Source organism: Methylosinus sp. shoA (assembly GCF_059718125.1).
The window spans coordinates 4,183,195-4,208,096 of sequence record NZ_AP046091.1; the positions used below are offsets into that span (position 1 = coordinate 4,183,195).

Genomic DNA, 24,902 nt, shown 5'->3' on the forward strand with positions numbered 1-24,902 from the left:
CGGAACATCGAGCGATCGTGCTCGAAACCAATTGGCGAGTGCGTCCTCCGTCACATTTCCCGACGCGAGTTTCTTCGAACATTCGAGCGTCGCCGGCCAGAACGCCGCCGTCTCCGAGACCGGCGACGGCTCACACGTCCAGATTCGCGACATTGAGCGCATTCTCCTGGATGAACTCGCGGCGCGGCTCCACCACATCGCCCATCAGCTTGACGAAAATATCCTCGGCCTCGGCGGCCTCCTTCACCTTCACCTGCAGGAGCGAACGCACCTCGCGGTCGAGCGTCGTCTCCCACAATTGCTCGGCGTTCATCTCGCCCAGGCCCTTGTAGCGCTGGATCGTGAGACCCTTGCGGCCGAGCGCGGCGGTCGCGTCATAGAGCGCGAGCGGACCGGAGAGCGGCGTCTCGTCGCCGCGCCGCACCAGGGCCGCGGCGCCGGCGAAGATGTCGCGCAGGCCCGCCGCGCGCTCGTGCAGCTTGCGCGCTTCGCTCGAGGCGAGCAGCGCGGCGTCGAGCGTGACCGCCTGCGCCACGCCGCGCAAGGTGCGGCGGAAGACATAGCCGCCCTCGCGCAATTCGCCGCTCCAGCCGCGCTCGGTCTCCTCGGCGATGACGTCGAGCCGCTTCGCCACCGTCTCTGCGAGCGCCTGCGCCTGCGCCTCGTCCGGCGGCGGCGGCGCCAGCGCGCCGGCGATCGCCGTCTGCTCCGCCACGCTGCGATCGTAGCGCGAATGCAGGCTGGTCATGATCTGGCGGAAGGCGCGCGCATCCTCGAGCGAGCCGCGCAAATCTTTGCCGGCGCGCTCCTCGCCATTGCCGCAGCGAAGCACGGCGCCGTCCAGCACCGAGTCGATCAGATAATCCTCGAGCGCGCGCTCGTCCTTCAAATATTGCGTCGATTTGCTCTTGGTCACCTTGTAGAGCGGCGCCTGAGCGATGAACACATGGCCGCGCTCGATCAGCTCCGGCATCTGCCGGTAGAAGAACGTCAGGATCAGCGTGCGGATATGGGCGCCGTCGACGTCGGCGTCCGTCATGATGATGATCTTGTGATAGCGCAGCTTGTCGGCGTTGAACTCGTCGCGGCCGATGCCGGTGCCGAGCGCGGTGATCAGCGTGCCGATCTGCTCGGACGACAGCATCTTGTCGAAGCGCGCGCGCTCGACGTTGAGAATCTTCCCGCGCAGCGGCAGGACGGCCTGGAACTCGCGATTGCGGCCCTGCTTGGCCGTGCCGCCGGCCGAATCGCCCTCGACGATGAACAGCTCCGATTTGGCGGGATCGCGCTCCTGGCAATCGGCGAGCTTGCCGGGAAGATTGGCGACGTCGAGCGCGCCCTTGCGGCGCGTCAGCTCGCGCGCCTTGCGCGCCGCCTCGCGCGCGACCGCCGCCTCCACCACTTTGGAGACGATGGTCTTGGCCTCCTGCGGATGCTCCTCGAGCCATTGGTCGAGCAGTTCGCCGACGACATTCTCGACCGCCGGACGCACTTCCGAGGAGACGAGCTTGTCCTTCGTCTGCGAGGAGAATTTGGGGTCCGGCACTTTCACCGAGACGACGCAAGTCAAGCCTTCGCGACAATCGTCGCCGGTCAGATCGACCTTCTCGCGCTTGGTGAGGCCGGAGCGCTCGGCATAGCCGGTGATCTGCCGCGTCAGCGCGGCGCGAAAGCCGGCGAGATGCGTGCCGCCGTCGCGCTGGGGAATGTTGTTGGTGAAGACCAGCACATTCTCGTGATAGGAGTCGTTCCACCACAGGGCGACGTCGACATGGATGTGCTCGCGCTGGCCGCGCACGAGGATCGGCTGGGCGATCAGCGGCGTCTTGGCGCGGTCGAGATAGCGCACGAAAGCCTCGAGCCCGCCTTCGTAATAGAGTTCCTCGCGCTTCTGCTCGGCGTGACGCGCGTCGGTGAGAACGATGCGCACGCCCGAGTTCAGGAAGGCGAGCTCACGCAGGCGATGCTCGATCGTCGCATAGTCGAACTCGACCATGGTGAAGGTCGCCGGCGAGGGCAGGAAGGTCACCTGCGTGCCGCGTTTCGACTTGCCCTCCTCGATCGGCGCATCGCCGACGACGGCGAGCGGCGCCACGGCGTCGCCATTGTGGAACTCCATGAAATGCTCGCGCCCGTCCTGCCAGATGCGCAGCTTCAGCCAGACGGACAGCGCATTGACGACCGAGACGCCGACGCCGTGCAGGCCGCCGGAGACCTTGTAGGAGTTCTGGTCGAATTTGCCGCCGGCGTGCAGTTGGGTCATGATGACCTCGGCGGCCGAGACTCCTTCCTCCTTGTGGATGCCGGTCGGAACGCCGCGGCCATTGTCGGTCACGGTGCAGGAGCCGTCGGCGTCGAGCGTCACCGTGACCAGGGTGGCATGGCCGGCGAGCGCCTCGTCGATGGCGTTGTCGACGACCTCATAGACCATGTGATGGAGGCCGGTTCCGTCGTCGGTGTCGCCGATATACATGCCGGGACGCTTGCGGACGGCGTCGAGGCCGCGCAGCACCTTGATCGAATCCGCGCCGTATTCGGCCGGAGTCGCAGCTTCTTCGGCGTCATTGCTCATATTTTTCGGGGGCTCCTGGGGCGGGGCGATTCTCGGGCGCTGATTTTACCGCGAAATCGGCGCAAGATGCACGAAAAACCGGCGCTGGAGCCCGGACGGACCGGAGCCGCGGGAGCGCCCGCCTCACCAATAACGCTCTGTTCAGGCGAAAGGCGGCCGTATATGAAAGACCGCCATGAAATCCGGCCCGCTGCCGGCCGAGAAGAGTTCCCCGAGGAGCCCGACGTTGACCGAACTGAAAGACCTCTACGACATCGGCGAAATTCCGCCTCTCGGCCACGTGCCCGCCAAGATGCACGCCTGGGTCGTCCGCAAGGAGCGGCACGGGCCGCCGGAGGAGGCGATGCAGCTCGAGGTCGTGCCGACGTGGGAGCTCGACAGCCATGACGTGCTGGTCCTGGTGATGGCCGCCGGGGTCAATTACAACGGCGTCTGGGCCGCGCTCGGCCAGCCGGTGTCGACGCTCGACGTCCACAAGCTCCCCTACCACATCGCCGGCTCCGACGCCTCCGGCATCGTCTGGGCGGTCGGCTCCAAGGTCAAGCGCTGGAAGGTCGGCGACGAAGTGGTCGTCCACTGCAATCAGGACGACGGGGACGACGAGGAATGCAATGGCGGCGATCCGATGTTCTCCTCTTCCCAGCGCATCTGGGGCTATGAGACGCCGGACGGCTCCTTCGCCCAATTCTGCCGCGTGCAGGACCGCCAGCTCATGGAGCGGCCCAAGCACCTCACCTGGGAGGAGTCGGCCTGCTACACGCTGACGCTCGCCACCGCCTATCGCATGCTGTTCGGCCATGAGCCGCATCGTCTGAAGCCGAGCGACAATGTGCTCATTTGGGGGGCCTCGGGCGGCCTCGGCGTGTTCGGCGTGCAGCTCTGCGCGGCGGCGGGCGCCAACGCCATCGGCGTCATCTCCGACGAGAGCAAGCGCGACTATGTGCTCTCGCTCGGCGCCAAGGGCGTCATCAACCGCAAGGATTTCAAGGGCTGCTGGGGCCAGCTGCCCAAGGTGAACTCGCCCGAGTTCAACGACTGGTCCAAGGCCGCGCGCAATTTCGGCAAGGCGATCTGGGACATCACCGGCAAGAAGGACGTCGACATCGTCTTCGAGCATCCGGGCGAGCAGACCTTTCCCCTCTCCTGCCTGGTCGTGAAGCGCGGCGGCATGGTGGTGTTCTGCGCCGGCACGACGGGCTTCAACCTGACTTTCGACGCGCGCTATGTCTGGATGCGCCAGAAGCGCATCCAGGGCTCGCATTTCGCGCATCTGAAGCAGGCGGCGGCGGCCAACCGCTTCGTCATCGACCGCCGCGTCGACCCGTGCATGTCGGAAGTCTTCCCGTGGGCGAAGATTCCACACGCGCACACCAAGATGTGGAAGAACGAGCACGCCCCCGGCAATATGGCGGTGCTGGTCAACGCCCCGGTCGCCGGCCTGCGCACGCTCGAGGATGTGATCGAGGCGGGACGGAAGTGAATCTCGCGCCGTAACGCATTCAGGCGTTCGCCGCGGAGCGGATCGGCAATCGCTCCAGGACCTTCTCCAGCATGGTCGGATCGTCCATGACGCGGGCGAGCAGCACGCCGCCTTCGAGGGCGGCGAGAATCGCCTCGGCCGCGCCGCCCTCCTCGCCCAGCGCGGCGCGCAGCCAGGAGAGCGTCTCGGCGAAGAAACGGCGCGCCTCGGCGCCGACCTCGGGCGGCAGCGCGCCGACTTCCGCCGCCATCATGCCGAACAAGCACATGCGCTTCTTCTCGGCCACTGTGCGGCGGAACATCGCGCCGAGCAGGCCGAGGGCCTCCGCCGGAGCGCGCGACGCCGGATCGCCGAGCTCGGCGAGGCAGAGATCGGCGTAGCGCCGCGCCACGGCGGCGGCGAGCGCGGCTTTGGTCGGGAAGAAATAATGGACGCTGGCGCTCTTGACGCCGACATCGGCGGCGATGTCGCGGAAACTCACGCCATTATAGCCATAGCGGCACAGACGCTCCTCCGCGCTGTCGAGAATCTTCTCGGCCGTCCCCTCCCCGCGTCGCGCCGTCGCCATTTCGTCTCGTCCCTCTCGCCGACGCGAATACAGCGCCATTGACAGGCTTCCCGTCAATGACGCATGGTCGACCTATCGTACGATAGGTCGACCATGCGTGAGGAGGAACGTCCATGTACGACATGAAAAATCTGAAGCGGCTTCGCGAGATCGGCGAAGCGGCTCCGGCCGCCTGGGAGGCCTATCGCAAATTCGACGAGGCGGCGCTGGCCGACGGCGCGATTCCGAAGAAATACAAGGAGCTGATCGCGCTGGCCGTGGCCATGACGACGCAATGCGCCTATTGCCTCGAGGTGCATCGCAAGCACGCGCTCGCCGCCGGCGCGACCGAGGCGGAGCTGGCCGAGGCGATCTTCGTCGCCGCAGCGCTGCGCGCCGGCGCGGCGGTCACGCATGGGACGCATGTCGTGACGGACTGACGCGAAGCGTCTCCCCCGACGACGCGTCATCGCGAGCGGCGCAAGGCGATCCGACGCTGCGAGACGGCCAGATGTCCGCGTGCTTCGAGACGGCTCCTGCGGAGCCCTCCTCGGCATGAGGAAACCGTCACCGATCGCCCGCGTATGGTTCAGCCCGCCGCCTTCAACGCCTGATCGAGGTCGGCGAGAATATCGTCGATATGCTCGATGCCGATCGCAAGACGCACATAGCCGGGCGTCACGCCGGTCGCGAGCTGCGCTTCGGGCGAGAGCTGCGAATGGGTGGTCGTCGCCGGGTGAATGGCGAGGCTGCGCGCGTCGCCGATATTGGCGACATGATAGAAGAGCTTCAGCGCGTCGATGAAGCGGCGGCCCGCCTCGAGCCCGCCGGCGAGCTCGAAGCCGACGAGCGCGCCATATTTGCCCTTCAGATATTTGTCCGCCCGCTCGCGTTCGGCCCCTCGCTGGCGCGAGGGATGGATCACCTTCACGACCTCGGAACGCTGCGCCAGGAAGTCGGCGACCGCCTGGGCGTTCGACACATGCCGCTCGATGCGCAGCGGAAGAGTCTCGATCCCCAGCAGCGTCAGGAAAGCGTTGAAGGGCGAAGGCGCGGAGCCGAGATCGCGCAGCAGGGTCGTGCGCGCCTTGATGATATAGGCGACGGGCCCGAGCGGCTTCACCGCCTCCACCCAGACCGCGCCGTGATAGCTCGGGTCCGGCGTGTTGAGCGCCGGCTGGCGATCCGGAAACTTCTCCCAGTCGAAATTGCCGCCGTCGACGATCGCGCCGCCGATCGAGGTCCCATGGCCGCCGATATATTTGGTCGTCGAATAGACGACGATCGCCGCGCCATGCTCGAAGGGTTTTACGAGCAGCGGCGCGGCGGTGTTGTCGGCGATGAGCGGAACGCCATATTCGCGGCCGATCGCCGCCACTTCCGCGATCGGGAAGACGACGAGCTTCGGGTTCGGCAGCGTCTCGGCGTAATAGGCGCGGGTGTGCGCGTCTGTCGCGCGTCGAAAATTCTCCGGATCGCCCGGATCGACGAAGCGGACGTCGAGCCCCTGCTCCTTCAGCGTATTGGCGAAGAGATTCCAGGTGCCGCCATAGAGATCGGTGGAGGCGACGACATTATCGCCGGCGCGCGCGATGTTCTGCAGCGCGAAGGCCGAGGCCGCCTGGCCGGAGGAGAGGGCGAGCGCCGCGACGCCGCCCTCGAGCGCGGCGAGGCGCTCCTCGAGGATCGCCGTCGTCGGATTGCCGATGCGCGTGTAGATATTGCCGAGCTCCTTCAGCGCGAAGAGATTTGCCGCGTGTTCCGAGTCCCGGAACTGATAGGAGGTCGTCTGATAGATCGGGGGCGCGACGGCGCCCGTGGTCGGGTCCGCACGCCAGCCGGCGTGGAGGGCCAGGGTCTCCGGATGCTTGCTGTCCAAGGGCATTTCATTCTCCCACTTCTCGCCGCTTCGCGCCGGCGTCGGATTAAAACGGATTATTATTCTACTGGCAATGTAGGGTTTCGCATTCGGCGGCGGCCGCGCCGTCCCCATGCGACCGACCGTCGCGCCTCCCGCGCAGCGCCGCCGATTGGAATTGAAACGATTCTTGCTTGTCCCGAGGTCGCAATGAAGCAAGGCGGCGCCTCTCCGCCGGCGCCGCGAGGGGATCGCATTCGGAGAGACTTCCATGGCCTACAAGATCATCGCGTCGCAATGCACCGTCTGCGGCGCCTGCGAGTTCGACTGCCCCACCGCCGCCATTCGCATGAAGGGCGACACCTATATCATCGACCCGAAGAAATGCACGGAATGCGACGGCGGCACGCCTCATTGCGCCGAGGTTTGTCCGGTTCCCGACACTTGCGTCCCGGCGTGAGGCGCGCCCTTTCTTTCGGGGGTTGAGGGAATCGCACGTCTCTCGCCCTGGCCCGGCCTCGTCCGATGGCGGGTGGGTCGGACGGCCATCGCCATAGCCCGGCGCTTGCGACGGCCGTTCTTTCACAACGCCCTCGGGCTCCGCCCGCTGAATGTCTCGATCTTGATCGAGGCTTCACCCGCGAGTTAAGCTCGGAATACGGTCGCCTCCGGCCCGCGGCGAAATTATGGGATCGGGCGCGCCGGCGCGCCGCTCTCCCGCGGCGGATCGTCGAGGAGGCCACAATGAACGTCATCATCCGCGACATTTTCGGAACGGACCGCGCAGTTCGTCGCGCGGCCGCCTATCGAATCGTCTGGCGCTGGCATTTCTATGCCGGCTTCTTCTGCCTGCCCTTCGTCTTCGTGCTGTCGATCACCGGCGCGATCTATCTGTTCAAGCCGCAGATCGACGCTCGGCTCGACCGTCCGTACGACCATCTGGCGCTGGCGAACGAACCGAAGCCCCTGGACGAGCAGGTCGCCGCCGCGCAAGCGGCGATGCCGGGCGCGCGCCTCACCGGGATCGAGCTGCGCGCCGATCCTCGAGACGCCGCCCGTGTCGCATTCTCGAAAAACGTCGCCGCCGCGCCCGCGGAAGAATTCGTGAACTTCCGCGTGATGGTGCGGCCCGACACGCTCGAGATCCTGGCGATCGAGGACGAAAGATTTCGCCCCTCCGCGATCGTCGGCGACATTCATGGCGACATGCTGCTCGGCGCGCCCGGGCACATAGCGATGGAGCTCGCCGGCGCCTGGGCGATCGTCATGATCGTCACCGGCCTCTACCTCTGGTGGCCGCGCGATTCGCAGAGCCTCGCCGGCGTCCTCTATCCCCGCCTTTCATCAGGCCGGCGCCTGTTCTGGCGCGATCTGCACGCCGTCACGGGCGTCTGGATCTCTTTCTTCGCCTTGTTTCTGCTGCTCACGGCCCTCCCCTGGACGACTGTCTGGGGCAAGAGCTTCCGCTATGTCCGCAGCATCGGCGAGCAGGCGTTCGTCAAGCAGGACTGGACCACCGGCCCGGACGAGAAGCAGGCGCAGCGCAAGGAAGGATTCCGGCAGGCGGCGCCGGCGCCGAGCGCCGATCCGCACGCCGGCCATCACGGACGCGGCGGCGCGTCGGCGCCCGCCGGCCACACGCCGCTCGGCTTCGACAAAGCGGCGGCCGCCGCTTCCGGTCTCGGCCTCGCCGAGCCGGCGACCATCGCGCCGCCCTCGCCGGGCAAGCCCAATTGGGTGGTGAAGTCGACGACGCAAAACCGCCCCCTGCGCCGAACCGTCGAGCTCGATCCGGCCAGCTTCGAAAAGCTGCGGGAGACCGGCTTCGCCGACGCTTCGCTCATCGACCGTGTGTTCGCGGTCGGCATCGCCGCCCATGAGGGCCAGCTGTTCGGCTGGGTCAACCAGCTGCTGGGGCTGCTGACGGCGATCGGCTATCTCGTGCTGGTCGCCTCCTCGGTCGTGATGTGGTGGCGTCGACGCCCGCAGGGCGCGCTGGGCGCCCCGCCGGCGCCGTCGTCCGAGCCGCGGCTCGCGCCGCTCGCGCTCGGCCTCGTCGTCGCGCTGGCTCTCTTCCTGCCGACGCTCGGCCTGTCGCTGCTGCTCGTTCTGGCGTTGGAGCAGATCATCCGCCGCTTCCTTCCCGGCGCGGGCGGATGGCTCGGGCTGCGCCCGATCTGACCGCAGGCCGCGACGACCCGGCAAATCCTAGCGCGAGACCCGGCTTTTCTCGCGCACGATCTTGCCCTGCAGTTGGAAGCGAGACAGGATGCGCCCGCGCCGGAGCTCGCCGCTCCGGCGCCCTCACACCGGAAGAAACGGCGCATCATGAAGTTCTTCGTTCCAATGTCCTTACCGGCGGCTCTCGCCGCCGCGACGGCCGCTTTCGCCGCCGGAAGCGACGGCTCGCTTCTCGCCGACGCCAGACAGGTCTTCCAGCCCCTGCCCGCGTCGCCGAGCGCGGCCAGCGAGCAGGCCGCGCTCGGCCGCCGGCTGTTCTTCGAAAATCGCGTGTCGGCCGACGGCAATGTGAGTTGCTCGCATTGCCATCTGCCGGGACTGCAGGGCGCCGATGGACTGCCGAAGTCCTTCGGCGTGTTCGGCAAGGCCAATCCCCGCAATGCGCCGACGATTTTCAATGCGGCGCTGCAATTCAAGGCGCATTGGCGCGGCGACCGCGAGACGATCGAGGAGCAGGCGGAAAAATCGCCGACCGGCGCGGCGACCTTCGGCAATCCCGATTTCGCGACGGTGATCGCCAAGCTGAAATCGATCCCGGGCTATGCGGAGCTCTTCGCCAAGGCCTTTCCGGGCGAGGCCGATCCCGTGACGCAGAAGAACTGGGGCAAGGCGATCGGCGTATTCGAGCGCACCCTGCCCCGGCCGACGCGCTTCGACGCTTTTCTGAAAGGAGACGAGAAGGCGCTGACGACGGCCGAGCAGGCGGGACTGCGCAAATTCATCGCCGTCGGCTGCGCCGGCTGTCACGACGGCGTCGGCCTCGGCGGAACGAGCTTCGCCAAATTCGGCGTCGTCACGGATTATTGGAAGGAGACCGGCGTCGAGACGCCGGACAAGGGCCGCGCCGACGTGACCAAGAACGACGCGGATCTCTATGTCTTCAAAGTCCCGAGCCTGCGCAATGTCGCCGAGACGGGGCCCTATTTCCACGACGGTTCGGTCGCGGAGCTGCCGCGCGCTGTGCGCGTCATGGGCAAGACGCAATTGGGCGTCGATCTCTCCGACGAGGAGATCGCCTCCATCGTCGCCTTCCTCGGCGCTCTGACGCAGCCCGCGCCGGCCGATTATTCGGCGCCCGAACCGCTGCCCGACGCCGCCGAGAAATGAAACGAGGGGGCGGCCCCCGGGCGGGGCCGCCGCCTCGATCGCATCAGCTCTCCTCGTCGGTGTCGATGTCCCCGTCGATGAGGCCCGAGACGTCGTCGTCCTCCTCCTCCTCGTTCTCGAGAAAGGTGTCGTCCTCCTCGACGGCGTCGTCGATCTCGACGTCCTCGTCCACATCGATCGCATCGGCCTTCGACTCGTTCGCCTCGACCTCGTCGAGCGACACGATCTCGGCGCCTTCCTTCTCTCCTTCCGTCGTTTCCTCCTCCGCCGAGGCGCGGCTCGCGATACGCGTCGACGCCACATGGAAAATCGCTCCGCACTTGGGGCAGACGACCGGATCCTTGTTCAGATCGAAGAATTTGACGCCACAAGACTGACATTGGCGCTTGGCGCCGAGTTCGGGTTTGGCCACGGTCCTTGCTTCCTCGATGTAGAGCGCCATGGGAACGCCCGGTGGAGACGGGCGCTCGGGTTAGTGTGCGCCTCTGCGGCTGTCAAATGAGAAATGCGCCTGCGGCGTGTCAAGCCGATCGCCGGCGCCGGCGGTGAAAAAGCCTTTGTCCACACGAGGAATCGCTCATCCGCCGGATCGGGAAAAGGACCGGCCGCGCACCGCTCCACTTCACCCATTGCCAAGCGCGGCGCGACTTGGCATATCGGACAGATCGCGGGTGTAGCTCAATGGTAGAGCAGCAGCCTTCCAAGCTGAATACGAGGGTTCGATTCCCTTCACCCGCTCCAGCTCACTGGATAATTTGTCCACGATTTCAATGACATTGTTGTCATTCCGGCTCCTGACGCGGCGCTGTTGAGCGAAAATTCCCGACATTTCGTCCAACACAGCTCGCGCTCCATGCCTGATCTCCTCACCTGCCGCGGCTCTGTTTGGCGCTTCGTCCGACGCGTTCCGGCCGAGTTCGCGGCCTTCGGCCGTCGCAGCTGCGAGCTCGGCTTCCCCCATGCGTCCAACGCCAACTGACCGCCTTGCCGATCGAACGCATCCTTGAGCGACTGGAAGAGCTGGTCACAAAGGGAAGCGGTTCAGGACACCGCCGCCCGCGCCGCGCCTCTCGGAGCCGAAAAACCGGCAGCCTTTCCCCTGTCACGGCTCTTCGAGGAATACGAAGCCGCTACGAGGGATGAAATCTACGATTTGTCCTCGGATCAACCGCGGATTTGGCGCAACGGCCCCATCCGTTCCGTCGGTCGATACCTCGGATTGCCGAGCGTCAGCCATGACGCTGTAATTCCGTAACAAGATTGTAGAATTCACGGTTGGCCGCCCGACAATCCGTCAGCGCGTCATCATATCGGACGGTCACGTCGACATAACGTTTCCAATCTTCATACCGGCAGATGACGGGAGCATGCTTCAAGCGGTAGAGTTTCGACATGTTGGGAACGGCAAGCACGCGCCGACCGAGAAGTGTCGCCCAATAGGCGCCGTGATATGAATTCGTGACGACGACGTGGGCCGATCCCAAGAAGGCGATTACAGCATCTATATCGTTGCCATTGTTGGACATTCGAGGAAATCCCTCGATCGGAATCGGGATTCGCTTGTGCTCGTAGATGCAAATCTCTCTGGTGATCTCGTAATCGCGATCGAAGTGAGGCAGCATGCAACTCGCACAAGGCGCCCAGCGATATTCCGCGCCGAAATCCCGCACACCGACCAAATCAAAAGCGCTCAAGTACGCTGGCAACGGACCGGCGTACGGCGTTACGAAACCGCCCGCTCGATCGACAATCTGGGATTCTCCCACTCCCCACGCTACTAGGCTCTTCAGCCTGCGTCGGCATGCCGTGAGCCGTTCCATGTGGCGATGAAACGTCGCGGCGAGCAGACCGCCTCCACCAACGACGACGTGGCGATGGAGTCGGTCCGGCGCAAAGTCCAGGATGTCGGCGTCTCGATCGTTTTCGAATTTGAAGTGCCGATGGGGCGGGCAATGCCAATCCCCGACATTGGTGATGTCGGCTCGGAAGATGTGGCCAATCGTCATGCGACAGGCGCCTCGCGCGAGAAATCGTACAGTCGCTCTTTCGCTCCGACAGGAACGATGGCGCGCAACGCGAGCCCAGCTTCACAAGCAAGCCCCACCAGATCCGCCGATCGGAGGTCGTTGAACCAGCCATGAGCACGCCGATCTCGCCCCGAGTCGAGATCGGCTGGATTGTAGCTGACGATCAGACGCGGCCATCGAGCGCCGAGAATGATCATCAATTTGCGGGGGTCGTGGACGTATTCGAGGACACCCAGCATTGTCGCGATGTCCGCGGCGACCTTTGGAAGCTCGCCCCTATTGAGGTCGCAAGGCAAGGTGCGCGCGTCGCGCATCACGATGTCGGCCGGCACATAACTGACGCCGGCGACGAGTTCAGCCTCGAGATCCATTCGCCCGCAGCCGAGATCGAGCACGCGAGCCGGAGCCTCGATCAATCGTGCGGCCAGGCGTGCGCGCGATGACCATTTCTGCTGCAGGTTTGCCGGGTCAGCCCATCGAACCAGGTCGGACGCGCCGTCGCGCATCATCGTGAGCGTCGATGTTCGGCGCTGCTCTGGCGGAATCGATCGATATGACTGAAGCGTGGCTTCGCCTGCGGGTGGATCGTTGATGCCGAGCATTGCTTCGATCTTCTCGACGCGGGAGCGTCGGCTTTCCAAGCGCAGGAAGCCCTTGCCCCTGATACGCCTTTCGGGCAACTCCCGGCTGGCCTGAAGATGCTCGATGATCGGTACGACGGGAGGATTGTATTTCTTGTCGAACACACAGCACAATTCGATCGGCAGATATTGGATTCTGGGTCCGGAGGCGGGGCTCGCGAGGCGCGCCATCACGACATTATGGAGACTATGCTGATCCCAAGCATTCGGGTCAAGGTCCTGTTCGGCGAGCCAAGCCTCCAGAAACCGAACGGCTCCCTCCGTATCGTTGAGGAGCAGGGTTCCGCTGATGACATTCGCGCCGTGATGCGCCGAAACGGCGACGTCGCCGTCATATCCCCGAAGGTAGGGCCACGGGTCGGCGTGCGCCACCGCGTCCACGTCGATATAGAGCAGAGGCCCTCGCAGGCGCTTACGCTCTTCGAGCAGAAAGGCGGGCTTCCGCCTCACGGCGGTGAGCCAGTCGGCTCCGTCCATATCGATCGCGGTCAGGCGCAACGGAATATTCAGGCGGGCGATCGATGCGGCCATCCGCTGAGCCTCGGCCTCGTAGCGGGTGCCTGCAGTGTAATAGCCGACGATCGTGCCGGGCTTGTCGTCGAATGCAGCTGGAACAGTTGCGGCGAGAGTGTCGAACCAATCGCGATCCGCCGCGTAGCCCCAGCGCGCGAGATCATCGAACAGCGCCGGCGCCAGCCGGAACTGTCTCACGACCCGTTCGGCATGCTCGGGGCGGCTCCAAGCTGGCGTCGAACCCCGGCGCAAATACGGGTAGAGCGCGGAGAGGCGATCAGAAAATCGCCCCGACATCGGCAGCTTCGTCGACTGGGCGAGCCGCGCTTGAATCGCGTCCGGATCGGCTATCAAATCCTCATAGCGCACGACATCGACTCGCTTGCCGTATTTGGCGGCGTGGCGGATCAGCGCGTTGACATGAAGGACGCCGGGACTGGTGTATGTCGGGAGCCCCTCATCGCCGATGTAGATCGACCGGTCGTAGCCATATGCATACTCGCCGGCCGCCGCTGCGGTCCGAACCGTCAGCAAATCTCGCGGGTCTCGCATCAATAGGATGCAATGTACGGTCCGCTGGTTCTCCTCCCGCGCCAGGATAGATTTCAGCGCAGAAACGTCGCTGTTCCAACTCGTGACGACGAAAGGCTCACCGCGTTCCATCAGCGTGAGACCCGAAACGCCTCTAGCGCAGATTATCGGCGTAGTCGCGGACGCCCAGATTAGATCGATGAGCGGGTCGCACTCGCTGTGAAAGTGCCCACAGATGACCACATGGGTCGAAACATCGGCTGCCGACATGCCCTGAATCCGCGCTCCTTTGCCGATGCCGGTCAGCCGGCACTGGAGCCATAATATTTACGCATCGACCTATCCTCAACCGTGAACAACTGCCCGGACAGTCGTGGAGCTATGGCCGAAAGCGCGTGATGACGGCGTGAAAAGAGCAGCCTTTCGCGCGCGAGGCGCTGGAACGCTCCGGCGCCGACGGCCTCACGATCGTGGTGACCAGAGCAAGGTCAACACGCTCGTCAGATGGTCATGGTCTCGTTGCGCGTCGGCGAGCGGGCGGCTGCGCTGCAAGCAGGGCCTGCTCGTCTTTCAGAACGGAGGCGAGACGACGTGGCGGCGGACCATGGTGTGCGCTGGCGCATAGAGGCGATGTTCTCTGATTACGAGAGCGCGGCTTCAATCTCGAGGCCAACCACATCGAGAGAACCGATCGTCTCGACGGGCTCGTGCTGGCGTCGAGCTTCGCGCTCTACTGGGCCGTTTCCGCCGCATGTGGGATGTCCGAAAAACACGAGCGTCGACGCACGCAGCCTGATCTCTTGGTTCAAGCGCGGCCTGTGAAATATTTCGGCTCAGCCGCGAGACGATGCAGTAAATTCGTACGGCTCATTACGATACATTCTCTTAACTGCGAATTTACGAAGGTCGCATCAGCCTGACCTCGTTCTCTCTCTTTTGGAGTAACCGCTCATGTTACGATTTCTTAACGCTTTATGCATCCTGTCCCTTGTGGCTTTCTTCGGACTGCAACGGGGACAAGCGGGATCTTTGCCCGCACGACCCCAATGCTGGTCGGAGGTCGACGGCATGGATCACCGCAAATTCGAGCTCGCCGCGCTCCGCTCCCCAGCGAGATCCGTCGCCGGCGCCCCGGTCGATCCCGAAAGATCGCGCTCGTCCATTCCGCCTCCCGCGAATTGGGCGCCTCCGGTCGAAATCGCGGCAAAGATTGCGGCCGGTCGAAGCCCCTCCGCAGGCGCCCTCGTTTGGCTGCCGCCGTCGGAAATCGCATCGGCGCCTTCGGCGCAGTGGGCCGTTCCGGCGGAAATCGCCGCCGAAGCTCCTGTCATCGAGCACCGATCCGCCGTCGGCGAAAGCGCCCTCACTTGGCGGCCGCCGGCGGAGATCGCATCCGCGGGAACGATCGTCGACGTCATGCCGGTCGGCCGCATCGATCGCCCGTCGCCCGCACCGGCTCCCGCCGCTTGGGCTCCTCCCGCGGAGATCGCGGCCAAGGTTTCGGCGCTGGAACGCGGGACCGCAGTCGGCGCCGGCCCGCTCATTTGGCAGCCGCCGATGGAGATCGCGTCCACGAGAATCGTCTCCAGCCGTCGGGCCGATCGAACAGGACAACGTGTTTGACGTCCTGCGCATCGATGGAGCCGCGTCGGCGTTGCCGACAGCCTGAATGACCACGCGAACACAGCGTCCCTGCGCCCTCGACCAATATAAAACATTCCTCGATCGGCCTTCTTCCGCGAGCTCACATCTCTTCCCTTTGCCGCAGCCGGGGAGAAAACGAGAGCGGAGAGGCCGATCGATCTCCAGTCCGGCTCTCGTCTTCGAACAAGGACGCGACGAAGCCGCGGCATCACGAAAGACGTCGTCGGCGTCGCGTCCGGGAGCGCCTTCCGAGCGGATGGACAGTGGGCCGTCACTTCTGGCATTCGCGGCAGAAGAAAGTGGATCGCCCGCTCTGGGCGATCCGCGCGACATGTCCCCGGCAGCCGGGCGTCGGGCACGGCGCGTCCTCGCGGTCGTAGACGCGGAAGGAGTGCTGGAAATAGCCGAGCGAGCCGTCCGTCTGGCGGTGGTCGCGCAGGCTCGACCCGCCCGCCTCGATCGCCTCGCGCAGCACCTCGCGAATGGCGCCGACGAGATCGGCTAATCTACGCTTGGGCCGCCCTCTGGCGTCGACCAGCCCGCCCGCCGCGCGCAGCGGCGAGAGATGCGCGCGGTGCAGCGCCTCGCAGACATAAATATTGCCGAGGCCGGCGATGATCCTCTGGTCGAGCAGCGTCGCCTTCAACGGCGCCTTGCGGCCGGCGAGCGCGCCGGCCAGCCGCTCGGGCGTCAGCTCCGGCCCCAGAGGCTCGACGCCGAGGCCCGCGAACAAGGAGTGCGCCGGCAGATCGACGTGCGGTTCGAGCAGCATGAAGCCGAAGCGGCGCGGATCATTATAGGTGACGCACGCCCCGCTCGCGAACCGGAGCACGACATGATCGTGCGCCTCTTTCGCGCCGCGCGCGCGATGAAACAGGCCCTCGGGATCGTCGGCGTCGATGCGGAAGGAGCCGCTCATGCCCAAATGCATGACGAGCCCCATCCCATCGTCCAGCTCGCCGACGAGATATTTGGCTCGCCGGCGCAGCGCCAGGACGCGCCGGTTCGCCAGCCGCGCCGCGAAGCCCTGCGGAAAGGGAAAGCGCAGATCGCCCCTTCGCAACTCGACCCGCTCGATCGCCGATCCGGTGAAGACGGGCTCGAGACCGCGCCGCACCGTCTCGACCTCTGGCAGTTCCGGCATGAGATGGCTCGAACGACTCGTGCTGAGAGATTGAGCGAAATCGCGAAACGATTGCATCGGACGAGCGGCGCGGATTGTCAATCCGACGTCTCCATTCGCCGTTCCCGGCGGCGATCGAACCAGCTTTGCAACCAAGCATTAAGGTGAATGCTTCTAATTCGGCCGAACTCTGGCTGGGCTTTGCGGCCCGGTCGTGGAGCGAGAGCCGCCGGCGAAATGGCGCGCCAGTCGTGGAGTTCAGTTCGATGAGAGTTATCCGTCTTTCCGCCTTGCTCGCATCCGCTCTCGCCTCCATGGCGAGCGCCGCCGACCTGCCGCGCCGCAGCGTCCCGATGGACGATTATTATTCGCCGCCGCCGGCCTTCGCCTGGCAGGGATTTTATCTCGGGATCAACGGCGGCTATGGCTTCGGCGCGTTCCAGAACGGAGGCGCCGCCGTGCTCGGCGAGCCCGACGGCTGGCTGGTCGGCGCGACCGGCGGCTTCAATTATACGTTCGGCCCGAACTTCCTCATCGGCCTCGAGGGCGATTTCGACTTCAGCGGCGGCAAGGGCGGCGGCTCGCCCATCGCCGGCGTCGCCGGCGGCAGCGGCGTCGACAATATCATGACGCTGCGCCCGCGCGCCGGCGTGACCTTCGACAGCGCGCTGCTGTTCCTCACCGGCGGCTTCGCCGGCGTCGTGACCACGGCGACGATCGGCAACATCTACAACGGCTTCTATGGCCAGCAGTCGAAATTCCTGCCGGGCTGGGCGCTCGGCGCCGGCATAGAATACGGCCTCGCGCCCAATCTCTCCGCCAAGGCGGAATATTTGTTCACCTCGGTCGGCGGCGAGCGCTACTTCGAGTTCACGCCGAACGCGGTGCGCTCGACGCTCGATACGTCGCTGATCCGCGGCGGGTTCAACTATCACTTCTGAGAACGTTCGCGCGCCGCGTCGGCTGCGGCGTGCGAGGAGCCTATTGCAGCGACGTGTTCCCGAATGTTCCGACGGCGCCGTTGCCGACGACGGCGCTGGTCGTGAATGACTGCACGACGCCGAGATTGGCCTGGCTGGCCGCCCGTCCCGTTCGCCGTCAGGTCCGAGCGCGTGAAGCGGAGCGCCGCGCCGGAGCCGGACGCCGAGACGCCCATGACGTTGTCGAAGGCCGCGCGGCGCCCTCGACGAGGACCACGGCCGCGGCGCCGTTCGAGACGGCGGCGACGCCGGTCGTCGCATTGGCGGAGACGACACTGTCGCGCACGAGCCCCTTCACGGAGCCCGTGGTCGCCGAGGCGTCGAAGAGAACGCCCTCCGCTCCGCCGCCGCTCACAGCCATGCCGCTGAGCATCACATTCGCGCTCGCGCCCCCCGCCGGCTCGACGCGAACGCCGACGCCCGGATTTTCGGCGATGATCGTATCGATCGCCTGCAGCCTCGTCGTCGCGCCGGGGACGCTCGGGACGACATTGATCCCCGCGACGTGAAAGCCGCGGATCGTGGATTTTCCGATCGCCACCGACCGCGCCTGCAGAACGCGGACGCCGCTGAAGCTCGTCGTCACTCCGCGGATGTGCAGACCGCTCGGCAGAATGTCGTCGGTCGCCGCGGCGCTGACCGTAATTGCGTCATTGTTGACGACGAGCACTTCCGCCCGCACATCGTCGCACACGATGGAGAGCGATTTCTGGATCGAGAAGAATGCGCCGAACGGACCCGAATCGACGCAATTGATCTCGCCTCCCGCCGCCGTCTTTCCGATCGCGGCCGCGAACGTCTTGCAGGGCGCGGGCGGCTGCAGGGCTTCGTGTCGTCGCCTGCGCCCGATACGAAGGTCCGCGTCGCCTGAGCCTGCGCGCCCTGCGGCGCGAAGGCGAGCAGCGCCGCGATCGCTATGCGGCCGGCAATGAAACTCGAATTATCATGACGATAAGTCCTCATCTTCGATCGCGCACCGCCTACTTCAGCAGCGTCGTGCCGAATGATCCGTTGCCGCCATTGCCGATGACGGGGTTGTTCGCGTAGCTCTGTGTGATTCCCGAATTCGTCTGCGCGGCGCCGACGCCATTGGCCGACAGATTCGTGCTGCCGAAGCTGACGATCGAACCGCTGCCATTGGTGGCGAGGCCGGTCGCATTGTCGAAGACGGAGCTGCGGTCGAGCAGAGCATGCGCGGCGGCGCCGGAGGCCACGGCGCTCACGCCGTTTGCGGCGTTGCCGGCGATCACGCTGTCGACGATCACGCTCTTCACGACCCCCGTCGTCCCCGTCGAATCGAGCTTGACGCCATCGACCCCGCTCCCGCTGACATTCACCCGGTCGAGCAGAAGGCGGCAGCTTGCGTTGGACGTCGGCTTGACGATGATTCCGGAGCCCGGATTGTCATAGAGCAGAGTGTCGACCACCTCGACCTTCACGAAGCTTCCCGCGGCGCTCGGCGCGACATTGACGCCGGCAGTGGAAAAGCCGCGCACCTTCGACTTGGCGATCCGCACGGATTTCGCCTGAAGAATATTCACGCCACTGACCGCTCCATTGAATCCGAGGAGGTCGAGGCCGCTCAGAAACACGGTGTCGGACGACGCGGCGTTGACGACGATTCCGTTGCTGTTCGAGGCAAGAACGCCCGCCTCCACGCCGTCGCAGACGATGGCGATCGATTTGGTGATCGTCACCGCTCCATAGGCGCCATTGTCGACGCAATTGATCTCGCCGCCGGCCGCGGTCTTTCCGATCGCGCCCGCGAAAGTCTTGCAGGGCGCGGTACGGCTGCAGGGGTTGACGTCGTCGCCGACGCCGGACACCCAGGTGCGCGACTGCGCCCGCGCATGGTTCGGAGCGACCAGGAACAAAGCTGCGGCCGCAGCCGCGACCAGCCAGAAAATGCGAATTGTCATAACGAAAATCCTCCGCTTGTGTTCATGCCTCGAAGACGGACGCATCAAACTACGGGACGAAGATCATACCTGTGCTCGGCCGCACGAGGCGGTCTTCGCCGAGGCCGGGCCCGAAGGCTGTCGCCGCATGGGCCGAACAACATGACGATCGTCCACGCGATCCAGTGGAGCGGCCGCTCACTTAGCTTATTCTATTGTATTCGCTATAGTCGAACCTCGGTCGACTCGCCTGCAGTCGACCAGAAAGAGAAGATTTCATATTCGATCGCAGGAGCAAAGCATTTCCGCCGTCAGGCCTGCGGCGCCGCGCGCATCGGCCACGGCTCGGGCCGCGCCGTCGCGGACGGCGGTTGCGGGCTCCCGCTCCTTGGGATAGTTCATCGCTGGTCTGGAGCGCTTTCCACTCGAACGGAATCGTTCGAGCGGCCAGATTTCGCTCGATACGCAAAGCTAGATCCGTTTCCGATCCCAACCGGTCGAAGCGGGTCTAAAGAAAAAACGCCCGAAAAGAGAGCCGCCATGCCGCCGTTCCGCTCCCGCACCACCACCCATGGACGCAATATGGCGGGCGCCCGCGGCCTCTGGCGCGCGACCGGCATGAAGGACGACGACTTCGGCAAGCCGATCATCGCCGTCGCCAATTCCTTCACCCAATTCGTGCCCGGCCATGTGCATTTGAAGGATCTCGGCCAGCTCGTCGCGCGCGAGATCGAGAAGGCCGGCGGCGTCGCCAAGGAGTTCGACACGATCGCCGTCGACGACGGCATCGCCATGGGCCATGACGGCATGCTCTATTCGCTGCCCTCGCGCGAGATCATCGCCGACAGCGTCGAATATATGTGCAACGCCCATTGCGCCGACGCGCTCGTCTGCATCTCCAATTGCGACAAGATCACCCCCGGCATGCTGATGGCCGCGCTGCGGCTGAATATTCCGAGCGTCTTCGTCTCCGGCGGGCCGATGGAGGCCGGCAAGGTCGTGCTCTCCGGCAAAGCCCATGCGCTCGATCTCGTCGACGCCATGGTCGCGGCCGGCGACGATCGCGTGAGCGATTCCGACGTCGCGACGATCGAGCGCTCGGCCTGCCCGACCTGCGGCTCCTGCTCCGGCATGTTCACCGCCAATTCGATGAACTGCCTCGCCGAGGCGCTGGGCTTCGCTCTGCCCGGCAATGGCACGACGCTGGCGACGCATGCCGATCGCGAGCGCCTGTTCGTCGAGGCCGGACATCTCGTCGTCGACCTCGCGCGCCGCTGGTACGAGCAGGACGACTTGAGCGTGCTGCCGCGCTCGATCGCGACATTCGAGTCCTTCGAGAACGCCATGACGCTCGACATCGCCATGGGCGGCTCGACCAACACCGTGCTGCATATTCTCGCCGCGGCCCATGAAGCGGAGGTTCCCTTCACCATGGCCGACATCGACCGCCTGTCGCGGCGCGTGCCGGTTCTGTGCAAGGTGGCGCCCTCCGTCGCGGACGTGCATCTCGAGGATGTGCATCGCGCCGGCGGCATCTACGCCATTCTGGGCGAGCTGGCGCGGGCCGGCCTGCTGCATACCGATCTGCCGACCGTGCACAGCCGCACGCTAGGCGAGGCGCTGGCGCGCTTCGACGTGCGCGTCTCCAACAGCGAGAGCGTTTCGACCTTCTTCCGCGCGGCGCCCGGCGGCGTGCCGACGCAGACCGCGTTCAGCCAGAACCGCCGCTTCGACGCGCTCGATCTCGATCGCGAGAAAGGCGTCGTGCGCGAGGCGGCGCACGCCTTCTCCAAGGACGGCGGCCTCGCCGTGCTGACCGGCAATCTGGCGCAGGACGGCTGCATCGTGAAGACGGCGGGCGTCGACGAGTCCATCTTGAAATTCGCCGGCCCGGCGCGCGTGTTCGAGAGCCAGGACGCCGCGGTCGGCGCGATCCTCGATAACAAGATCGTCGCGGGCGATGTGGTGGTGATCCGCTATGAGGGGCCGCGCGGCGGGCCGGGCATGCAGGAGATGCTCTATCCGACGAGCTATCTGAAATCGAAGGGCCTCGGCAAGGCTTGCGCGCTCATCACCGACGGCCGCTTCTCCGGCGGCACCTCCGGCCTTTCCATCGGCCATGTCTCGCCGGAAGCGGCCGAGGGCGGCCTCATCGGCCTGGTGAAGGAAGGCGACAGAATCGAGATCGACATTCCGGCGCGCGCCATCCGCCTCGCCGTCTCGGACGAGGAGATCGCGCTCCGCCGCGCGGCGGAGGAGGCGCGCGGCAAGGACGCCTGGAAGCCCGCCGCCCGCGCCCGCAAGGTCTCGAAAGCGCTGCGCGCCTATGCGGCGATGACGACGAGCGCCGCACGCGGCGCCGTGCGCGAGGTCCCCGAGGAGTGAAGAGGCCGCTCAGCAAGCGCACTGCTGTCGGGGAAAGCTCCAGCGACCGCAATTGGACGACGCCGCCACGGCGATCTCACAAGCACGGGCGTGAACCCTCTCCCAAAGGGAGAGGGTGGCCGCGGAGCGGCCGGGTGAGGGGCTTCCCAGACCTCGCTTCGCGAGGCCGCCTTCTCCCTTAGGGAGAAGGAGTCGCGCCCGATCGTGGCTGGTATCGGTTCGCTCGAGCGGGGCGGAGGCGACGCCCCACCTCGCTCAGCGCGGAAGCACGGCCCAATAATCGAGATCGAGCAGCACAGCCGGATGCGGCTTGCCGTCGGGGCCGGTGAGCGGGAAATCGGCGGGGGGATGGTCCTTCGTCGCGACGAGGCGCAGACGCAGCGCGCCGATGTCCGAACGGCCGGGAATCTCCGCCTTGTCCAGCACCTCCGACCATGCGAACACCGTGCCGCCGGCGAACAGCGGATTGACATGCCGCCCGCCGTTGACCGCCGCGATGTGGAAAGCGTTCTCGAGACCGTTGAAGGACAGCGCGCGGGCCAGCGAGATCACATGGCCGCCATAGATGATGCGCTTTCCGAACCGGCCCTGCGCCTCGTAATATTGGTTGAAATGCACCTTGGAATTGTTCTGGTAGAGGCGCGTCGCGATCTGGTGCTCGGCCTCCTCCACGGTCATTCCGTCGATATGGTCGATCTTCTCGCCGACTTCATAATCGCCCCAGAAATAGGGCGATCCGGCCAGATCCTTGTCATAGGCGGCGACGTCGATTCGCGGAACCGCCTTGCCGAGATCGGCCGGCGCGACGCTCTTCGGCAGACTCGGCGTGACCTCCGGGCCGGCCGGCGCATTCTTGTCCCGCTTCTTCACCATCACCCAGCGGGCGTAGTCGAGCACGGTCTCGCCATGCTGATTCTTGCCGGTCGAGCGCACATAGACGACCCCGGTCTCCTTGTTGGAGTTCTCCTTGAGGCCGATGACCTCGGAGGTCGCCGTCAGCGTGTCGCCGGGATAGACGGGCGCGAGGAATTTGAAGTCCGCATAGCCGAGATTGGCGATGGCGTTCAGCGAGACGTCCGGCACGGTTTTCCCGAGCACGAAATGGAAGACGAGAATGTCGTCGATCGGCGCCTCGCGATAGCCGATCCGCTGCGCAAAGGCCGAGGACGACTGCACGGCGAAGCGCGGCAGATAGAGCGCCGTATAGAGCGCGACGTCGCCCGTCGTCACCGTGCGCGGGGCGGCGTGGCGAATCACCTGCCCCAGCGAAAAATCCTCGAAGAAGTTTCCGACCTTCGACTTGCTCATGCCTCAACCATCGTTTGTCGCGCCGGATTTCTCCAGCGCCGCGACCAGGGAAGCGGGATCGCCCGCAATGAACAGCTTCTTGAGCCGCGCCGTATGGCCGGCGGCGATCTGCACCGATCGCCGTGGCGCTCCGAGCGCCTGCGCGATCAGTTCGACCAGCGCCTCGTTGGCGCGCCCGTCCTCCGGCGCCGCCCGCACCCGCGCCTTCAGCACGGCGCGGCCGTCGGCGAGCGTCTCGACGCCTGCGAGCGCGTCGCGCCCGCCCTTGGGCGTGAGGCGGACCCAGAGGGCCACGCCCTCCCCTTCGACGCTCCAGGCTTTCGGATCGTCCATATCACCCCGAGACGAGCGCGCCGGCGATCAGATTGCGCAGGAATTGCAGCGCGAGCAGCAGGATGATCGGCGAAATGTCCAATCCGCCGAGGCTCGGCAGCACATTGCGAATCGGCCGCAGCACCGGCTCGGTCAGCGCGTTGAGCGCGTTCCACAGCGAATAGACGACCTGGGAACGTGTGTTCACCACATCGAAGGCGATGAGCCAGGACATGATCGCCATGGCGATGACCACCCACCAATAGAGATCGAGGATCGTGAAGAGGAGATTGATTACGGCATATTGCATTTGACGTGTTCCACCGATCGAGCTGGCGAATGTCTAACCTTCCTGCTCCGCCGCCGCAATCCCCGGGATGGGCGAGGCCGGCCGGCCCTGCGCCGCCGGCTGGCGTTCGCCGGCAGCCTGTCCTAATCTTTCTGAAAACAGCGGAGCGGCCGGATGGAGCAGAACGCCGACATAACCGCCGCCGTGCTCGTCATCGGCGACGAAATCCTCTCTGGCCGCACCCAGGACCAGAACTCCCATTACATCGCACGCTATCTGGCCGAGATCGGCGTCGACCTGCGCGAGATCCGCGTCGTGCCGGATGTCGAGGAGGAGATCGTCGCCGCGCTGAACGCGCTGCGGCGCCGCCACACCTATGTCTTCACCACCGGCGGCATCGGCCCCACTCACGACGACATCACCGCCGACGCCGTCGCCAAGGCCTTCGGCGTCGAGATCGGCGAGGACGAGCGCGCCCTCGCCATGCTCCTCGAGCGCATCCCGCTCGAGCAGCTCAACCCCGCCCGGCGGCGCATGGCGCGCATTCCCGCCGGAGCGACGCTGATCGAGAACGCCATCTCCAAGGCCCCCGGCTTCATGATCGGCAATGTCGTCGTGATGGCGGGCGTGCCGGTCATCATGCAGGCCATGCTGGACGCGGCGGCCGGGCATATCGTCAAAGGCGCCAAGGTGCTGGTCGCGACGATCGACGCCCACGACATTCCGGAGGGACGCTACGCCGCCGAGCTCGAGGCGATCGCCAAGGCGCACGAGAAAGTAACCGTGGGGTCCTATCCCTCCTTCTCCAGCGCCGGCGTGCGCAATCAGATCGTGCTGCGCAGCCGCGACGCCGCCGAGCTCGAGAAGGCGACGCAGGAGGCGCGGTCGCTGATCGCGCGCCTTTCCGGCGAGCGGACATTGATCTGAGGGGGCAAGAGTTGACGCCGACAGACGAAAAGTCCTTCCCCGTCTCCTGGGACGCCTTTCACCGCGACGCGCGCGCGCTCGCCTGGCGCCTGTCCGCGATCGGCGGCTTTTCGGCGATCGTCGCCGTCACGCGCGGCGGGCTGGTCCCCGCGGGCGTCGTCGCCCGCGAGCTCGGTGTCCGCGTCATCGACACGATCTGCGTCGCGAGCTACCAGGAGGAGAACCAGCGCGGCGACGTCGTCGTGCTGAAACCCTTGTCGGAGACGATCCTCTCGCGCCCGAGCGAGGAGGTGCTGATCATCGACGATCTCGTCGACACCGGCGCGACCGCCAAGGTCGTGCGCGCGCTGCTGCCCAAGGCCCATTTCGCCACCGTCTACGCCAAGCCGCAGGGACGGCCGATGGTCGACACTTTCGTCACCGAGGTCTCTCAGGACACCTGGATCTTCTTTCCCTGGGACACCGGGCTCTCGTTTCAGGCGCCGATCTCGAAGCGAGGCTCCTGACCTTTTTTGCGAG

At 65.6% G+C, this 24,902-nt stretch carries 21 protein-coding genes and 1 tRNA gene; 10 read left to right on the forward strand and 12 right to left on the reverse strand.

What is annotated here, in order from left to right:
• Positions 1-130: 130 nt before the first annotated feature.
• Positions 131-2,572, reverse strand: coding sequence for a DNA topoisomerase (ATP-hydrolyzing) subunit B (gene gyrB, locus AC6IW9_RS19595; protein WP_497766463.1), 2,442 nt, complete (start codon positions 2,570-2,572; stop codon positions 131-133).
• A 226-nt stretch (positions 2,573-2,798) separates the two neighbouring features.
• On the opposite strand from gyrB, the gene ccrA reads away from it, so the two are divergent.
• Positions 2,799-4,052 carry a crotonyl-CoA carboxylase/reductase gene (gene ccrA / locus AC6IW9_RS19600; protein ID WP_497766466.1) on the forward strand — a complete coding sequence of 418 codons (1,254 nt, stop codon included), beginning with the start codon at positions 2,799-2,801 and terminating at the stop codon, positions 4,050-4,052.
• A 19-nt stretch (positions 4,053-4,071) separates the two neighbouring features.
• On the opposite strand, the gene AC6IW9_RS19605 is transcribed toward ccrA, so the two are convergent.
• Positions 4,072-4,620 (reverse strand): TetR/AcrR family transcriptional regulator, encoded by a 549-nt coding sequence (locus tag AC6IW9_RS19605; RefSeq protein WP_497766469.1) that lies wholly within the window; start codon positions 4,618-4,620, stop codon positions 4,072-4,074.
• Between the two features lie 113 nt (positions 4,621-4,733).
• Between AC6IW9_RS19605 and AC6IW9_RS19610 the strand changes: the two genes are divergently transcribed.
• Positions 4,734-5,039, forward strand: a complete 306-nt coding sequence (locus AC6IW9_RS19610) for a carboxymuconolactone decarboxylase family protein (RefSeq protein ID WP_497766471.1) — start codon at positions 4,734-4,736, stop codon at positions 5,037-5,039.
• A gap of 149 nt (positions 5,040-5,188) precedes the next feature.
• Here AC6IW9_RS19610 and AC6IW9_RS19615 read toward each other — a convergent pair whose 3' ends face one another.
• Complete coding sequence (locus AC6IW9_RS19615) at positions 5,189-6,484, reverse strand: O-acetylhomoserine aminocarboxypropyltransferase/cysteine synthase family protein (RefSeq protein WP_497766473.1); 1,296 nt, start codon at positions 6,482-6,484, stop codon at positions 5,189-5,191.
• Between the two features lie 244 nt (positions 6,485-6,728).
• Here AC6IW9_RS19615 and AC6IW9_RS19620 point away from each other — a divergent pair, with 244 nt between their 5' ends.
• The 3 genes from AC6IW9_RS19620 to AC6IW9_RS19630 all read left to right on the forward strand — a co-directional run bounded on the left by AC6IW9_RS19620 (position 6,729) and on the right by AC6IW9_RS19630 (position 9,805).
• Positions 6,729-6,917: a 4Fe-4S dicluster domain-containing protein gene (locus AC6IW9_RS19620; RefSeq protein ID WP_497766476.1), complete on the forward strand. Its 189-nt coding sequence runs from the start codon at positions 6,729-6,731 to the stop codon at positions 6,915-6,917.
• Positions 6,918-7,201: 284 nt separating this feature from the next.
• Positions 7,202-8,638, forward strand: coding sequence for a PepSY-associated TM helix domain-containing protein (locus AC6IW9_RS19625; RefSeq protein ID WP_497766479.1), 1,437 nt, complete (start codon positions 7,202-7,204; stop codon positions 8,636-8,638).
• 147 nt (positions 8,639-8,785) lie between these two features.
• Positions 8,786-9,805, forward strand: coding sequence for a cytochrome-c peroxidase (locus AC6IW9_RS19630; protein WP_497766481.1), 1,020 nt, complete (start codon positions 8,786-8,788; stop codon positions 9,803-9,805).
• Positions 9,806-9,848: 43 nt separating this feature from the next.
• Here the strand turns inward: AC6IW9_RS19630 and AC6IW9_RS19635 are convergent, their stop codons facing one another.
• Positions 9,849-10,217 carry a TIGR02300 family protein gene (locus AC6IW9_RS19635; RefSeq protein ID WP_497766484.1) on the reverse strand — a complete coding sequence of 123 codons (369 nt, stop codon included), beginning with the start codon at positions 10,215-10,217 and terminating at the stop codon, positions 9,849-9,851.
• Between the two features lie 255 nt (positions 10,218-10,472).
• Here AC6IW9_RS19635 and AC6IW9_RS19640 point away from each other — a divergent pair.
• Positions 10,473-10,546: transfer RNA gene (locus AC6IW9_RS19640), tRNA-Gly, on the forward strand.
• 488 nt (positions 10,547-11,034) lie between these two features.
• On the opposite strand, the gene AC6IW9_RS19645 is transcribed toward AC6IW9_RS19640, so the two are convergent.
• The 3 genes from AC6IW9_RS19645 to mutM all read right to left on the reverse strand — a co-directional run bounded on the left by AC6IW9_RS19645 (position 11,035) and on the right by mutM (position 16,305).
• The gene (locus AC6IW9_RS19645) at positions 11,035-11,811 is read right to left on the reverse strand and encodes a glycosyltransferase family protein (RefSeq protein ID WP_497766487.1); all 777 of its coding nucleotides are present in this window, start codon (positions 11,809-11,811) and stop codon (positions 11,035-11,037) included.
• Positions 11,808-13,787: a putative nucleotide-diphospho-sugar transferase gene (locus AC6IW9_RS19650; protein WP_497766490.1), complete on the reverse strand. Its 1,980-nt coding sequence runs from the start codon at positions 13,785-13,787 to the stop codon at positions 11,808-11,810. The genes AC6IW9_RS19645 and AC6IW9_RS19650 overlap by 4 nt, the downstream gene beginning before the upstream one ends.
• A gap of 1,645 nt (positions 13,788-15,432) precedes the next feature.
• Entirely contained in the window at positions 15,433-16,305 is an 873-nt protein-coding gene (mutM, locus tag AC6IW9_RS19655) for a bifunctional DNA-formamidopyrimidine glycosylase/DNA-(apurinic or apyrimidinic site) lyase (RefSeq protein ID WP_497766492.1), read from the reverse strand.
• Between the two features lie 245 nt (positions 16,306-16,550).
• On the opposite strand from mutM, the gene AC6IW9_RS19660 reads away from it, so the two are divergent.
• Complete coding sequence (locus AC6IW9_RS19660; protein WP_497766495.1) at positions 16,551-17,225, forward strand: outer membrane protein; 675 nt, start codon at positions 16,551-16,553, stop codon at positions 17,223-17,225.
• Between the two features lie 157 nt (positions 17,226-17,382).
• On the opposite strand, the gene AC6IW9_RS19665 is transcribed toward AC6IW9_RS19660, so the two are convergent.
• Together AC6IW9_RS19665 and AC6IW9_RS19670 are read right to left on the reverse strand one after the other, a co-directional pair.
• Complete coding sequence (locus AC6IW9_RS19665; RefSeq protein ID WP_497766498.1) at positions 17,383-17,958, reverse strand: hypothetical protein; 576 nt, start codon at positions 17,956-17,958, stop codon at positions 17,383-17,385.
• 286 nt (positions 17,959-18,244) lie between these two features.
• Positions 18,245-19,183: a right-handed parallel beta-helix repeat-containing protein gene (locus tag AC6IW9_RS19670; protein WP_497766500.1), complete on the reverse strand. Its 939-nt coding sequence runs from the start codon at positions 19,181-19,183 to the stop codon at positions 18,245-18,247.
• 519 nt (positions 19,184-19,702) lie between these two features.
• Here AC6IW9_RS19670 and ilvD point away from each other — a divergent pair.
• Positions 19,703-21,547: a dihydroxy-acid dehydratase gene (gene ilvD, locus AC6IW9_RS19675; RefSeq protein WP_497766502.1), complete on the forward strand. Its 1,845-nt coding sequence runs from the start codon at positions 19,703-19,705 to the stop codon at positions 21,545-21,547.
• Positions 21,548-21,802: 255 nt separating this feature from the next.
• Here the strand turns inward: ilvD and AC6IW9_RS19680 are convergent, their stop codons facing one another.
• The 3 genes from AC6IW9_RS19680 to AC6IW9_RS19690 are packed head-to-tail and all read right to left on the reverse strand — an operon-like array spanning position 21,803 to position 23,477.
• A complete protein-coding gene (locus AC6IW9_RS19680) occupies positions 21,803-22,855 on the reverse strand; it encodes a MaoC family dehydratase (RefSeq protein WP_497766504.1) in 1,053 nt (350 codons plus the stop codon).
• Positions 22,856-22,858: 3 nt separating this feature from the next.
• Positions 22,859-23,188 carry a DUF167 family protein gene (locus AC6IW9_RS19685; protein ID WP_497766507.1) on the reverse strand — a complete coding sequence of 110 codons (330 nt, stop codon included), beginning with the start codon at positions 23,186-23,188 and terminating at the stop codon, positions 22,859-22,861.
• 1 nt (position 23,189) lies between these two features.
• The gene (locus tag AC6IW9_RS19690) at positions 23,190-23,477 is read right to left on the reverse strand and encodes a YggT family protein (RefSeq protein WP_497766508.1); all 288 of its coding nucleotides are present in this window, start codon (positions 23,475-23,477) and stop codon (positions 23,190-23,192) included.
• Positions 23,478-23,630: 153 nt separating this feature from the next.
• Here AC6IW9_RS19690 and AC6IW9_RS19695 point away from each other — a divergent pair, with 153 nt between their 5' ends.
• Together AC6IW9_RS19695 and gpt are read left to right on the forward strand one after the other, a co-directional pair.
• Positions 23,631-24,383: a competence/damage-inducible protein A gene (locus tag AC6IW9_RS19695; RefSeq protein ID WP_497766510.1), complete on the forward strand. Its 753-nt coding sequence runs from the start codon at positions 23,631-23,633 to the stop codon at positions 24,381-24,383.
• Positions 24,384-24,394: 11 nt separating this feature from the next.
• Positions 24,395-24,889 (forward strand): xanthine phosphoribosyltransferase, encoded by a 495-nt coding sequence (gene gpt, locus AC6IW9_RS19700; protein ID WP_497766512.1) that lies wholly within the window; start codon positions 24,395-24,397, stop codon positions 24,887-24,889.
• The last annotated feature ends 13 nt before the right edge of the window (positions 24,890-24,902 follow it).